8 protein-coding genes are annotated in these 14,391 nt (G+C 61.9%); 5 read left to right on the forward strand and 3 right to left on the reverse strand.

The genetic code is table 11. The features are described from left to right. Window positions 1-40: 40 nt before the first annotated feature. The 4 genes from dnaE (at window position 41) to ilvA (ending at window position 8,084) form a co-directional block, all read left to right on the forward strand. Window positions 41-3,577, forward strand: coding sequence for a DNA polymerase III subunit alpha (gene dnaE / locus QMK32_RS12285; protein ID WP_269303975.1), 3,537 nt, complete (start codon window positions 41-43; stop codon window positions 3,575-3,577). A gap of 377 nt (window positions 3,578-3,954) precedes the next feature. Then, window positions 3,955-4,389 carry a nitroreductase family deazaflavin-dependent oxidoreductase gene (locus tag QMK32_RS12295; RefSeq protein WP_283475217.1) on the forward strand — a complete coding sequence of 145 codons (435 nt, stop codon included), beginning with the start codon at window positions 3,955-3,957 and terminating at the stop codon, window positions 4,387-4,389. A 145-nt stretch (window positions 4,390-4,534) separates the two neighbouring features. Further along, window positions 4,535-6,595, forward strand: a complete 2,061-nt coding sequence (locus QMK32_RS12300) for an oxidoreductase (protein WP_283475359.1) — start codon at window positions 4,535-4,537, stop codon at window positions 6,593-6,595. Between the two features lie 127 nt (window positions 6,596-6,722). Then, a complete protein-coding gene (gene ilvA, locus QMK32_RS12305) occupies window positions 6,723-8,084 on the forward strand; it encodes a threonine ammonia-lyase IlvA (protein WP_283475219.1) in 1,362 nt (453 codons plus the stop codon). On the opposite strand, the gene QMK32_RS12310 is transcribed toward ilvA, so the two are convergent. Further along, window positions 8,072-8,608 carry a TetR/AcrR family transcriptional regulator gene (locus tag QMK32_RS12310; protein ID WP_283475221.1) on the reverse strand — a complete coding sequence of 179 codons (537 nt, stop codon included), beginning with the start codon at window positions 8,606-8,608 and terminating at the stop codon, window positions 8,072-8,074. The two genes, ilvA and QMK32_RS12310, sit on opposite strands and share 13 nt — an antisense overlap. Before the next feature lie 111 nt (window positions 8,609-8,719). Here QMK32_RS12310 and QMK32_RS12315 point away from each other — a divergent pair, with 111 nt between their 5' ends. Beyond that, window positions 8,720-10,240, forward strand: a complete 1,521-nt coding sequence (locus QMK32_RS12315; protein WP_283475360.1) for an MFS transporter — start codon at window positions 8,720-8,722, stop codon at window positions 10,238-10,240. Window positions 10,241-10,269: 29 nt separating this feature from the next. On the opposite strand, the gene treZ is transcribed toward QMK32_RS12315, so the two are convergent. Together treZ and treY are read right to left on the reverse strand one after the other, a co-directional pair. After that, entirely contained in the window at window positions 10,270-12,021 is a 1,752-nt protein-coding gene (gene treZ, locus QMK32_RS12320) for a malto-oligosyltrehalose trehalohydrolase (RefSeq protein ID WP_283475361.1), read from the reverse strand. Between the two features lie 15 nt (window positions 12,022-12,036). After that, window positions 12,037-14,391 carry a malto-oligosyltrehalose synthase gene (treY, locus tag QMK32_RS12325; protein ID WP_283475223.1) on the reverse strand — a complete coding sequence of 785 codons (2,355 nt, stop codon included), beginning with the start codon at window positions 14,389-14,391 and terminating at the stop codon, window positions 12,037-12,039.

Consider the following 14,391-nt stretch of genomic DNA (forward strand, 5'->3'; position numbering starts at 1 on the left):
CCGAGATTCACACACAGTTCGACCTTCAGGAGACATGTTCGTGGCTGACTCGTTCGTTCATCTGCATAACCACACCGAGTACTCGATGCTCGACGGGGCCGCGAAGATCGCGCCGATGTTCGCCGAGGCCGGACGCTTGGGGATGACCGCGGTTGGAATGACCGACCACGGCAACATGTATGGCGCGAGCGAGTTCTACAACGAGGCCAAGAAGGCGGGCATCAAGCCGATCATCGGCATCGAGGCATATGTCGCGCCCGAGTCGAGATTCAACAAGAAGCGTGTGCTCTGGGGCGACCGGAGTCAAAAGTCCGACGACGTCTCCGGCAGTGGCGCGTACACCCACATGACGATGGTCGCCGAGAATGCCACCGGTCTGCGCAACTTGTTCAAGTTGTCCTCGCTGGCATCCATCGAGGGCCAATTGGGCAAGTGGGCACGGATGGACGAAGAGCTCATCGCCACACATGCAGAAGGCATCATCGCCACCACCGGGTGTCCGTCGGGTGAGGTGCAGACGCGACTTCGGCTCGGTCAGGATCGCGAGGCGATGGAGGCTGCCGCCAAGTGGCAGGAAATCTGGGGCCCGGAGAACTTCTTCGTCGAGTTGATGGACCACGGGTTGTCGATCGAGCGCCGAGTCCGCGAAGGGCTGCTCGAGATCAGCAAGAAGCTGTCGATCCCGCCACTCGCCACGAACGACTGCCACTACGTCACGAAAGACGCAGCGGTCAATCACGAGGCGCTGCTGTGCATTCAGACGGGCAAGACTCTCAGCGATCCCACCCGCTTCAAGTTCGACGGCGACGGTTACTACCTCAAGTCGGCAGCAGAAATGCGCGAACTATGGGACGACCAGGTTCCCGGCGCCTGCGACAGCACGCTTGCCATCGCCGAGCGCGTCCAGCCTTACGACGACGTGTGGGCGCACCGTGACCGCATGCCGATCTTCCCCGTTCCCGAAGGACACACCCAGGGAACGTGGCTTCGGCACGAGGTCATGACCGGGCTGGACCGCCGTTTCCCCGACGGCCCGACCGAGGAATACCTCGCCCGGGCCGAATACGAGATCGGCGTCATTCTCGAAATGGGGTTCCCGGCGTACTTCCTCGTCGTCGGAGACCTCATCAACCACGCAAAGGCCGTCGGCATCCGAGTAGGGCCAGGCCGTGGCTCGGCTGCTGGCTCTCTCGTGGCGTACTCGATGGGGATCACCAACATCGATCCGCTTCCGCACGGACTGTTGTTCGAGCGGTTCCTGAACCCCGAGCGCGTGTCGATGCCCGATATCGATATCGACTTCGATGATCGCCGACGCGGTGAGATGGTCCGTTATGCAACCGAGAAGTGGGGCAGCGACCGCGTCGCTCAGGTCATCACCTTCGGAACCATCAAGACGAAGGCCGCGATCAAGGATGCTGCGCGTGTTCAGTTCGGGCAGCCGGGGTTCGGTATCGCCGATCAGATCACCAAGGCGCTTCCACCTCCCATCATGGCCAAGGACATCTCGGTTGCCGGGATCACCGATCCGGCGCACGAGCGGTACAAGGAAGCCACCGAAGTCCGTGCGCTCATCGATTCCAATCCCGACGTGGCGACGATCTACAAAACGGCCAAGGGTCTCGAAGGGCTGATCCGTAACGCCGGCGTGCACGCCTGCGCGGTGATCATGTCCTCCGAGCCGCTCACCGATGCGATCCCGGTCTGGAAGCGTGCACAGGACGGCGCGATAATCACCGGCTGGGACTACCCGTCGTGTGAGGCGATCGGCCTGCTCAAGATGGACTTCCTCGGGCTGCGAAACCTCACCGTCATCGGTGATGCAATCGAGAACATCAAGGCCAACAGGGGTATCGACATCGACCTCGATGCGTTGCCGCTCGATGATCCGGCGACGTTCGAATTGCTTTCGCGCGGTGACACTCTCGGCGTGTTTCAGCTCGACGGCAGTGCAATGCGAGACCTGCTCCGACGCATGCAGCCCACCGGATTCGAGGACATCGTCGCAGTTCTCGCGTTGTACCGCCCGGGCCCGATGGGGATGAACTCGCACAACGATTACGCAGATCGTAAGAATGCTCGACAAGAGGTCAAGCCCATCCACGCCGAACTCGAAGAACCCCTCAAGGTGATTCTCGGCGAGACCTACGGACTGGTCGTGTACCAGGAGCAGATCATGCAGTTGGCGCAGAAGGTGGCCGGGTACTCGCTCGGTCAGGCCGACCTGCTGCGTCGGGCGATGGGTAAGAAGAAACTTTCGGAGCTGGAGAAGGCGTATGCCGGTTTCCGGCAGGGCATGCTGGACAACAGTTTCTCCGAGGCAGCTATCAAGGCGCTGTGGGATACGGTTCTGCCGTTCGCCGGTTACGCGTTCAACAAGTCGCACTCCGCCGGTTACGGTCTGGTGTCCTATTGGACGGCGTATCTGAAGGCGAACTACCCCGCCGAATACATGGCAGGGCTTCTTACCAGTGTCGGCGACGACAAGGACAAGGCTGCGCTGTATCTGGCCGACTGTCGCAAGCTCGGTATCACCGTGTTGCCGCCGGACGTCAACGAATCCGAACTCAACTTCGCCTCCGTCGGCACGGATATTCGCTTCGGTCTCGGCGCGGTGCGCAACGTCGGAACCAACGTCGTAGCCTCCATCCTTCGTGCGAGGGCGGAAAAGTCGAAGTACACCGACTTCTCCGACTATCTCCAGAAGATCGATGCCGTTGCATGTAGCAAGAAGGTCACCGAGTCGCTCATCAAGGCGGGCGCCTTCGATTCACTGGACCACCCTCGAAAAGGGTTGATGCTCATTCACGCCGACGCTATCGATGCGGTGATGGGCACCAAGAAGGCCGAGGCAATCGGGCAGTTCGACCTCTTCGGTGGCGAGGACGCCGACGAGTCGATCTCGGCGGTCTTCAATGTGCGTGTTCCGGACGAGGAGTGGGATTCGAAGCATCGTCTGGCACTCGAACGAGAAATGCTCGGTCTGTATGTGTCCGGTCACCCACTGTTGGGTGTCGAGCACATGCTGAATGCGCAGTCGGACACCAACATTCCGGCGATTCTCGAAGGGGACGTCAAGGACGGCACCCAGGTCACCATCGGCGGAATTCTCGCCTCGGTCAACCGGCGCGTCAACAAGAACGGTCTTACCTGGGCATCGGCGCAACTGGAAGACCTCGTCGGTGGCATCGAGGTGCTGTTCTTCCCGCAGGCGTATTCGGTCTTCGGCGCAGATGTGACCGAAGATTCCGTGGTACTGGTCAAGGGTCGAGTATCGGTGCGTGACGATCGGATTTCATTGATCGCCAACGATCTCGCGGTACCGGATCTCTCGGCTGTCGGAGTTGCGAAGCCATTGGCCGTCAGCCTTCCGACCCGTCAGTGCACGGCCGACAAAGTTGGTGCACTGAAGAAGATATTGATGTCTCACCCGGGTACTTCGGATGTGCATCTGCGTCTGGTGAGCGGAGACAAGGTGACCGCAATGAAGCTCGACGACAGTCTGCGGGTTACCCCGACGTCGGCGTTGATGGGTGATTTGAAGGCACTGTTCGGTCCTGGCTGCTTGGCAGGCTGACCGCTTCCGCGAGCCTCAGGGACCACCAGGCGAGGACCGTCGCGCATGCGCTACCGAGAACGGCTACCTGCAGTGACGTAGTCAGTGCTAGTGCGCCGAGCAACACCAGAACGCCTACGGCGAGAGCTTCGAGCTTGTACACCGGCCACGGTGTGCCGGCGATATCCACTGTGCGCAGGCGCGTACGCGTACCGGCAGTCGTCTCGGCGTGTGTCATCTCGTTGCTCCAATCGGAGGTAGCGCATTCTTGTTCAGGTTATACGTACCCAAGGTTTCGGGCTACCGAACTTCAGTGTCGGGTATTCCGTGTCATCGCGCAACGGGAAGAAAGTCGGCACTGGTGGCATGGGGGCCCGAGTAGGTGTTGACTGGACGCCATGCCGTTGACTGGGGAATACGAACCGAGCACCTCCGACTGGGCCCGTAAGCAGGCCGAACTTCTCGAGGAATCGGGGGGCACGCAAGGCACATCCATGAATGGGATGCCGGTAGTTCTGCTGACCACCAAGGGGAACAAGACGGGCAAGCTCCGTAAGACACCGTTGATGAGGGTCGAGCACGACGGTGAGTACGCCGTCGTCGCCTCATTGGGCGGAGCTCCGAAGCATCCGGTGTGGTATTACAACGTGGTGGCCGATCCGAATGTCGAATTGCAGGACGGCACGGACAAGGCCGACTACGTGGCGCGGGAGGTCACCGGCGAGGACAAAGCGGTGTGGTGGGAGCGCGCTGTTGCGGCGTATCCCGACTACGCGGACTACCAGAAGAAGACCGATCGCGACATACCAGTCTTCGTACTGAACAGAGCCTGAAACGCGCCGGTGGCAGTTCGCTTTTCGCCGTGGAGTCCCGTTCATCGAGAGCGATTCATTGTCACGGCGCTAAGCGAATTATCGTCTACTCGTGACCCGCAACCAAACTTTCCCGCACCTGCTCGCCTCCGGGACCATCGGCCCTATGACCGTTCCGAACCGCGTCGTTCTGCCCGCAATGGACATGAACCTCAGCCACGACGGTGAAATCGAAAAGGGCGACATCGACCACTTCGTTGCTCGCTCGGCCGGTGGCACAGGGCTGATCATCACCGGTTGCTGCGCTGTTGCCTACCCGGTGGGATGCACCAGCCGCAAGGAGCCGGGGCTCTCGGAAGACCGGTTCATCCCCGGAATCAAGGCGCTGGCCGACGCGGTGCACGCCACTGGCAGCAAGCTGTGCGTGCAGATGACGCACCACGGCAAGGTGGCGCGCATCGACACCCTCGACGGCCGACCGCAGCTGGTGCCGTCCATGCCGAAGCCGCCGAGTGACATGAGTGCGATGATCGATTGCACACCCGAAGAACTGGGCAAGATGGGTGCCATCAACGAGGGCAAGAAGGCGACCTACCACGAAGCCACCAAGGAAGATCTGGATTGGCTGGTCCGCATGTTCGCCGAGGCTGCCGGACGGGTGAAGGCCGCGGGCGGCGACGCCGTCGAGATTCACTGTGCCCACAACTACGTCCTCGGCGCCTTCCTGAGTCGGTACACGAATCAGCGCAGCGACGAGTACGGCGGTTCCATGGAGAATCGGGCTCGCCTGACTTGTGAAGTTATTCGGGCGGTCGAGGCGGAGGTCGGCGATTCGCTTGCCGTTATCGTGCGTCTGGCCGGTCAAGAGTACGGCGAAACCGACGGGCTGACCGTCGACGAAGCCGTTGCGGCCGCAAAGATGTTCGAGGAGGCCGGCGCTGACGCCATCCACGTCACCGGTACCGCACTGAACGCTTTCGCCAACTTCACCGACGGGCCCCTGCCCGACAAGGTCGGCTTCTACACCGATAATGCAACGCGAATCAAGCAGGCGATATCGATCCCCGTGATCACCGTCGGACGTATGCTCCCCGACGTCAGCGAGAAGATGATCGCAGAAGGACGCACGGACTTCGCGGCGATGGGTCGCCAGCTGCTCGCTGATCCGGATTTGGTGAACAAGCTCGAGGCCGGAACGCCGGAGCGCGTCCGTCCCTGCATCAATTGTTATGTGTGCGTTCAGGAAAACTTCTGGGACGAGACTCCGTTGTGTGCGGTGAACCCCGCCCTGGGTAATGAAGCAATGCTTCCGCTCGTGCGCACCGCGACTCCCAAGCACGTTGTTGTTGTCGGCGCAGGTCCCGGCGGACTCGAGGTTGCTCGCGTGGCCAGCGAGCGCGGACACCGAGTTACGGTGCTGGACAAGTCCGATCGTCTCGGCGGCACACTCTGGTTCTCGAGCCTTACGACTCCGGACAATGGGCGTCTGCTGAAGTGGCTGAAGGTCGAGGTCGAGCGTTTGGGTGTTGACATCCGGTTGAATACCGAGGCCACCGTCGCCTCGATCAAGGCGTTGGATGCGGATGTGGTCGTGGTGGCCACCGGCGCAGTTCGTGATCGGCCCAGCGTTCCGGGTGGCGACTTGCCGCACGTACACACCGGTGACACGCTGCGCGCCTTGATGACCGGTGCCGGTGACACCTCACAGGTGCCACCGTTCCTTCGGATCATGGCCAAGTTGGGCAAGCTCTCCGGCATCACCAAGAGCCCCGCCGCAATCCGAACCGTGACACGTAAGTTCCTGCCGATGGGCAAGAACGTCGTCGTGGTCGGTGGCTCGCTCGTGGGGCTCGAGCTCGCAGAGTTCTTGGCCGAGCGTGGACGGAATGTGACGTTGCTCGAAGAAGGGCAGCAGCTCGGCGTGCCGATGGCGATGCCGCGTCGCTGGACTGCGGTTCGCCATGCGAAGGAGCACGGTGTGGTGATCCACCGCAACGCGACCGTGCAGCGAATTACCAAGGACCACGTCGAGTTCCGAGTCGGTGACGAGACGTCGACTGCGCCGGCCGCCATGGTCGTCGTCGCTTCGGGTGTTTCGGCGCAGGCTCCGCTCGCCGAAGCGCTGGCGGGTGTAGTTGCCGATGTGCAGGTTGTCGGTGACGCTGTCTCGGTCGATTACATCGAGGGTGCGATTCATACGGCCTGGAAGGTCGCCACAGCTCTGTAAGCCACAGGCTGAGCCCACACAGGCTGCGGCCGACTCCGAGACGCTCGGGGTCGGCCGCAGCAGGTCTTCGATGGCGCAATGCACGCCCGGTTCGAATCGGGAACTGTGCTGGTGGCAGCATGGACCAGTGTCCAACTCGCCTGATGTAGTCGTAACCAACAGTCACACGTTCGCAGTCACTGCGGACGATATCGACACGGCTGCGCGACGAATTTCGGGCGTGGTGTCCGCGACGCCGCTGCAATACTGCGAACGACTCTCTGCCGTTACCGGTGCGCAGGTCTATCTCAAGCGCGAGGACCTCCAGATCGTTCGCTCGTACAAGATCCGTGGTGCCTACAATCTGATGGCGCAGCTGAGCCCGGAAGAGCTGGCGGTCGGGGTAGTGACTGCCAGCGCCGGGAACCATGCGCAGGGTGTGGCATTCGCGTGTCGATCGATGCAGGTGCACGGCCGGATCTATGTTCCTGCCAACACTCCCAAACAGAAGCGTGACCGTATCCGCGTCCATGGTGGTGAGTTCGTCGAACTGATCGTCACCGGGGACACGTTCGATGCTGCCAGTGCTTCTGCCGCGACCGATGTCGCGCGAACAGGCGCAACGATGGTTCCACCGTTCGACGATGCGCGGACAGTAGCAGGGCAGGGAACAATTGCAGCCGAGATCATCGAGCAGCTCGGTGCTGCTCCGGACACCGTGGTCATGCCAGTGGGTGGTGGTGGATGTATCGCAGGCATCTCGACGTACCTGCGCGAGCGCTCCCCGGCGTCCGCATTGGTCGGGGTCGAGCCCTCCGGAGCCGCATCGATGACGGCCGCACTCGTCGCAGGTGGGCCGGTGACGCTGGCGGAGATCGATCCCTTCGTCGACGGCGCCGCAGTCCGTCGGATCGGTGACGTACCGTACGCGGCTCTGCAGAACCTGGGCGCCGAGGTTGTCTCGCATGCGTCGTTACCGCTCATGGCTATGCCTGCTTTTCGGCCGGGAACCCTCGACGCCGGTCCGTTTCTCGTCACGCAGATCGACGAGGGGGCCATCTGCACGGCGATGCTCGACCTTTACCAGAACGAGGGTGTAATTGCCGAGCCGGCCGGCGCATTGAGTGTCGCTGCGCTGCATCAGATTTCGGTCGCGCCCGGCAGTACCGTGGTGTGCTTGATCTCGGGTGGCAACAATGATGTGTCGCGATACGGCGAGATACTCGAACGTTCCCTCGTGCACCTCGGACTCAAGCACTACTTTCTCGTCGACTTTCCGCAGGAACCAGGCGCACTTCGTCGTTTTCTCGACGACGTTCTCGGCCCGGACGACGACATCACCCTGTTCGAGTACGTGAAGCGAAACAACCGTGAGACCGGCGCGGCGTTGGTCGGTATTCAACTCGGGGTCGCGTCAGGACTCAGTTCGCTTCTCGAACGTATGCGTTCGTCTCATCTGCAGGTCGAGCAGTTGGAGCCCGGAACACCCGCATATCGCTATTTGACGTGATCGGATCCGAGTAGCCGTTCTACGACCTGTTGGTGCAGTGTCGGATCCACCGGCGGCAGATTCAATAGCGCGCCCAGGTAGATGCCGTCGCCGACGAGTCTCACGATCTCCGCGTGCACCGGGTCCTCGATCTCGGCCTGGAGGCTCTCGTCCCAGAGTCGCATCATGTCGATGACGGCTTGTTGTATCTCTCCAGGCTTGCCGTCGATGCTACGCAGTACGGCGAGGGTCGAACGGTAGAGGGCCGTCTCTTTGTCGGAGATCGTTCCGGGTGGTTGCAGATACCAGTGGGAGACGGTGGATCCTCCGCGTTCGGCTTCGGCTCGTTGCGTGTCCGAACGCTCGCCGAGTCTGCGGACCATGGCGGCGATCATCGCGTCTTTGGTATTGAAGTGGTAGAGCAATCCGCCTTTCGAAACCCCCGCCGACGCGGCGACACTCTCGAGTGTCACTTTCGTGGATCCTTCGTCGAGTAGCAGCATCTCGAGGGCGTCGAGTATTCGATCACGTGTGTCAGACGACATATCCAGCACTGTACCGACTGGACGGTGAACTGCTATTCTGGCTAACTGTACCGTCTGGACGGTCTAGTAGAGGACTGTCGAACCGAGGAGAAGTTCTTGAACGAGTCGAGCATGCCCAGCATGCAATCCACCCCTGACCGCCGGGCCACCACACAGGACTGGCTCGGCCTGGTGGTGCTCGCGTTCGCGGTGCTTCTGATCGCAGTCGACGGCACCGTGCTCGACCTTGCGCTGCCGTTCATCAGCGCCGACCTTGCGCCGACCAGTAATCAACTGCTGTGGATCATCGACGTCTACTCGTTCGTGTTGGCAGGTCTGCTCATCACGATGGGCACCCTCGGCGATCGGATCGGCCGTCGTCGGCTTTTGCTCATCGGTGCCGCTGGATTCGGCATCGCATCGATCATCGCTGCCTTTTCCGTCAGCCCCGAGATGCTCATCGCAGCGCGGATACTTCAGGGCGTATCCGGTGCGACATTGATGCCCGCGACTCTCGGCCTCATTCGGACGATCTTCACCGACTCGCGTCAACGGATTATGGCGATCGGGATCTGGGGCGCTATGGCAGGCGGCGGTGCTGCCGCTGGTCCGCTCGTGGGCGGGTGGCTTCTGGAGCACTTCTGGTGGGGATCTGTGTTCCTCATCAACATTCCGGTCATGCTCGTGCTGATTGCGCTGGGACCGCTGGTGATCCCAGAATCGAAGGATCCGAACCCCGGCAAATTCGACCTCGTGAGCTCGGCGTTGTCTCTGGCTGCCCTCGTGCCTTTGGTTTTCGCAATCAAGGAGACCGCGACGCATGGTTTCGATACGGTCAACGCCGTCGCTGCAGCCGTTGGCATCGCTGCAGGTATCGCATTCGTGCGACGTCAGCGAACGTTGGAATCACCCATGATCGACCTTGGTCTCTTTGCCAAGCCTGCATTCTCGACGGCGGTGTTCACCAACTTCCTGTCGGTGTTCGCACTTGCCGGAGTCCTGTTCTTCGGTGCTCAATATCTACAGCTCGTCTTGGGCAACAGCCCGCTCCAGGCCGGTCTGCTGCTATTACCCGGCACTGTCTCGAGTATCGTGACCTCATTGATCGCGGCCTACCTGGTTCGCATCTGGTCACCGGGGACGGTGCTCGGAGCCGGGTTGGCCGTCGCTGCAGTAGGTGCGGCTCTTCTGATAGGACTTCGGGCCGACGGTGGACCTGGACTGTTCATCGCAGGATTCGTCCTTGTCGGTGCCGGCGCAGGTACAGCGCTGACCCTCACCTCGGACCTGGTCGTGAGCGCGGTCGAGCCCGAACGTGCAGGTGCTGCGTCCGCAGTATCGGAGACAGCGTACGAGCTCGGCATCGCGCTCGGCGTTGCGATTCTCGGAACGGTCGTCATGTCGTACTTCCGTCGAGGACTCGACGTGTCCGGCCTCGATCCGGTTCAGGCGTTGTCCGCCCAGGAAACGCTCGGCGGATCGGTTGCCGTCGCCCGCACGCTTCCTGCTCGAACCGCTGAACTTTTGTCCGAATCCGCTGACGCGGCATTCATCAGCGGCATGCACGTTGCGTCGGTGGCTACCGCTGTTGTCATGGCTGCTACCTCGATTGCGGTATTCGTCAAGCTGCGAGGCACCACAACGGATGCATGACGGGTCGGCTCAACCGTCTGCGGTCTCGTTCACGACTTCGTAGCCGCAGGCGCGTTGGTTGCGAGGATGGTGAACGAATGGCCGGGGATGGTTGTGGCCGAGCCTGTTTCGTTCGAGGTCGGCGGACTCCAGGACAGGAGAGGGGTGCCGCCGACCGGGACCGTAACCTCGTCCGGTGCAAGGTTGCAGGCCAGTCGAAGCGATCCGCGGTGCAGTACGATCCAGCGCTCGTCCTCGTCGTAGTCGACGGAAAAGTTCTCGAGCCACGGATCGGTCAACTCTGGGTATTCACGACGTAAGGACAGTAGATCGCGGTAGATCTGGAGTAGCTGCGCGTGGTCGCCGGCGCCGAGTTCGGACCAGTCCAGTGTCGATCGCTGGAATGTCTCCGGATCCTGAGGGTCGGGAATGTCCGCGCGGTCCCAACCATGCTCGGCGAACTCCGCTTTGCGGCCCTCGGCAGTCGCCTTACCCAGCTCGGGTTCGGGGTGTGATGTGAAGAATTGAAACGGTGTCGACGCGCCCCACTCTTCACCCATGAACAACATCGGTGTGTAGGGGGAGGCCAACACCAATGCGGCCTTGACTGCCAACTGACCGGGATCGAGATAGAAGCCCGGTCGGTCACCGGTCGCACGGTTGCCGATCTGATCGTGCGTCGTGGTGTAGGTAACGAACGAACTCGCCGGAATTCGGCGGGTGTCGATGGGACGGCCATGCGTCCGGCCACGGAAGCTCGAGTACGTCCCCGCATGAAAGAATCCGTGGCGCAGGGTATTCGCCAACGTCTGCAGCGAACCGAAATCTCCGTAGTACCCCTGTCTTTCACCGGACACCGCAGCATGGATCGCATGGTGAATGTCGTCGTCCCACTGCGCATCCAGGCCATAACCGCCGCCGGACCGCGCAGTGATGAGGCTGGGGTCGTTGAGGTCGCTTTCGGCGATCAGAGTCAGTGGGCGTCCTAGATGAGCCGACAGTCGACGCGTGTCCACAGTTAATTCTTCGAGCAGGTGGACGGCAGTGTGGTCGACGATGGCATGGACTGCATCGAGCCGGAGCCCGTCGATGTGGAACTCGGAGAACCATCGAAGCGCGTTCTCGATTGCGTAGCGCCGCACCGGCCCCGAATCGGCCTCGGAGTAGTTGATCGCTTGGCCCCACGAATTGGACCCCTGAGCGAGATACGGTCCGAAGCGGTCGAGGTAGTTGCCGGATGGGCCGAAATGGTTGTAGACCACGTCGAGTACCACTCCGAGTCCACGTCGGTGGCAGGCATCGACGAAGCGCTGCAAACCTTCCGGCCCACCGTACGGCTCATGAACGGTGTACCAGAGCACACCGTCGTAACCCCAGTTGTGGGTGCCGTTGAACCCGTTGACCGGCATCACCTCGACGAAGGTGACACCGAGGTCGACGAGGTGGTCGAGTTTGGTGATGGCAGCGTCGAATGTGCCTTCGGAAGTGAAGGTTCCGATGTGCAACTCGTACAGTGCGCCACCGGGCAGTTGTCGGCCCGTCCATGTCGAATCCGTCCACTTCGACTCGTCCACCCTGTACAGCTGCGAAGGAGCGTGCACCCCGTCCGGTTGACGCGGGGAACGGGGATCCGGAATCACCGTGTCGTCCTGGTCGAGAAGGAACCCGTATCGGCTGTCCGGCTGAGCTTCCTTCTCGGTGAACCACCAACCGTCGGCCCGACGGTCCATGTCGTGGACTTCGCCGTCCAGATGCAGTCGAACCTTCTCGGGGGTCGGTGCCCACACTTGGAAACAGTGGATCATGGGTGCAGCTCCTCAGTTCTCGCGTACCAGCAATGCCACAGGCAGCGAAGCGAAGAGCACCTCCGCGGAAATCTCGCCCGTGAACACGGAATCGGTCAGACGATCGCGCCACTGTCCGTCGGGGAGTACCACCGCTGTCGATCCCCAACCCTGTGATGCGAGTGTCAGCGAATGGCGGGTGGCAAGCGCGATCACATCTGGTTCGGCGAGTACCGATCCGCGGGCAAATCCGAGAACGTGCGTTGCAGCGGATCCGACGGCGTAGACGGGCGCGTAAGTTCCGCCGACGAAACTATCGGGCCGCTCACGCCGGAGTTGGAGCGCGGTGCGGACGATATGAAATTTCGCAGTACCGCTGCCGTCGACGACGGGTATGCCGGTGTCTGCGAGATGTTCACGTCGCACCGAGTAGTCGACGGAGCGCCGGTTGTCCGGGTCGACGAGCGAGTCCTCCCACAGTTCGGTGCCTTGGTAGACGTCGGGCACACCAGGTCCGAGAAGGTGCAGAAGCTTCTGTCCGAGTGCGTCGTTGCGGCCGTGGGGATCAAGCCGCGAGACCAGCATGCTGACCGATTCAGCGATCGACCCCGCCGTGATGGAGTCGAGCCAATCGTGGACCGAGGATTCGAACGTAGTCTCGACGTCGTTCCAGCCGGTGCGGAGACCGGCTTCGCGGACGGCTTTTTCGGCATAGGCGTGAAGCCGGGCTCGAAATTCTTCGGTGATCGTGCCGTCAGCGGGCCATACCCCGAAGACGTTCTGCCACAGGAACAGTCCGGTTGCCCCGTCCGGGCTCGGTGCGAGCAGTTCCCAGTCCGTCAGGCAGCGCGCCCATAGTTCGGGCGTCTGCGACAGCACGCCGATGCGGGCACGAACATCCTCGCCGCGCTTGGTGTCATGGGTGGACAGCGTCGTCATCGCGGCGGGCCACCGTACTGCTCGGTCTGCGGATGCGAGATGGAACTGCGCTGGGCTGATGCCGAATTCGGCGGGATCGCCGCCGACCTCCTGCAGCGAGATGAGTCGAGTCGCGCGATAGAACAGGCAATCCTCGACGCCCTTGGCCGTCACGGCCCCGCATACCTGCTCGAACCGAGCGGCTGATTCGGTGCCACTGATCAGTGCGGTTGTCACCGCATCGAGGCCGGCGTCGAGGGCCGGGTCGTTCGCGCGGACCTCGCCGACGACTCTTGCGACAGTGCCGGCGAGAGGGGCGTAATCGGATCTGTAGTACGGCATCCGAGACACCAGTGCGACCACCGCGGCAGCAATGTCTTCGTGAGAGATGGCAGCTGAAGACTCTCGCGCGATCGCACGGCTCAGGCGAGAAATCTCGGGCGCCAGATCACCTTGTGCGACAGAGACTTTCAAGGCCCGCTCGGTCTTGTGAAGCCAGCTCGCATCGTTGACTACACCCGTGTAGACCCGCGACAGCTCGCCGAGGGCCTCCGCACCGTCCGGGTAGATGAACACCCCGCCGAGATCGGCTAGAGCGTCGTATCCGGTGGTTCCGTCGACCGGTAGAGATTCGTCCAGGGGTTCGCCGCGCGCGAGGATCTTTTCCACTACCAGCCAACGGTCCGGACCGATCACCTCTCGGAGTTCGGTCAGGTAACCGGCCGGATCGGCGAGGCCATCCGGGTGATCGACTCGCAGCCCGTCGACGAGCCCGTCCGACATCCAGCTGCTGACCTGCTGGTGCGAGGCGGTGAAGACGTCATAGTCTTCTTGGCGAAGTCCGGCAAGGCCATTGACCGAGAAGAATCGTCGGTAGCCGACCAGGCCCGCCTTCCAGCTGACCAAACGGTAGGCCTGACGGGCATGTACCTGCTCGGCGTCACCGTCCTCGGTTCCCTCGGCGATCGGAAACCTGTGGTCGTAATACGCGAGCAGAGGCTTGTCACCGGACCGGTCGATCGCCAGTTCCCTTGTGTCCTCTTCGGATCCGAGTACCGGGAGGGCGATCTTTCCATCGGTGCCGTTGTCGCTGCGCCAGTCGATGTCGAACCAGTCGGCGTGGTCGGAGTCTCTGCCACAAGCGAGAACATCCCACCACCATGCGTTCTGCTGCGGGTCCTCGACACCGACGTGATTTGGCACGATGTCGACGATCACACCCATTCCCCGTGAGTGAAGCTCGGCCACGAGCGCCTCGAATGCTCCCCGACCACCGAGAGCAGCAGAGATCGTCTGCGGATCCACGACGTCGTACCCGTGCGTCGAGCCTTCGGTAGCTGTCAGGATTGGAGACAGGTACGCATGGGTGACGCCGAGATCGTCAAGATAGTCGACGAGGTCTCGGGCGTCGTCGAGAGTGAATCCATCCCCGCGCAGTTGAAGTCGATACGTGCTGGACGGGATCGGCAT

Origin of the sequence: Rhodococcus sp. H29-C3 (genome assembly GCF_030063405.1) — a bacterium.
GTDB lineage: Bacteria > Actinomycetota > Actinomycetes > Mycobacteriales > Mycobacteriaceae > Rhodococcoides.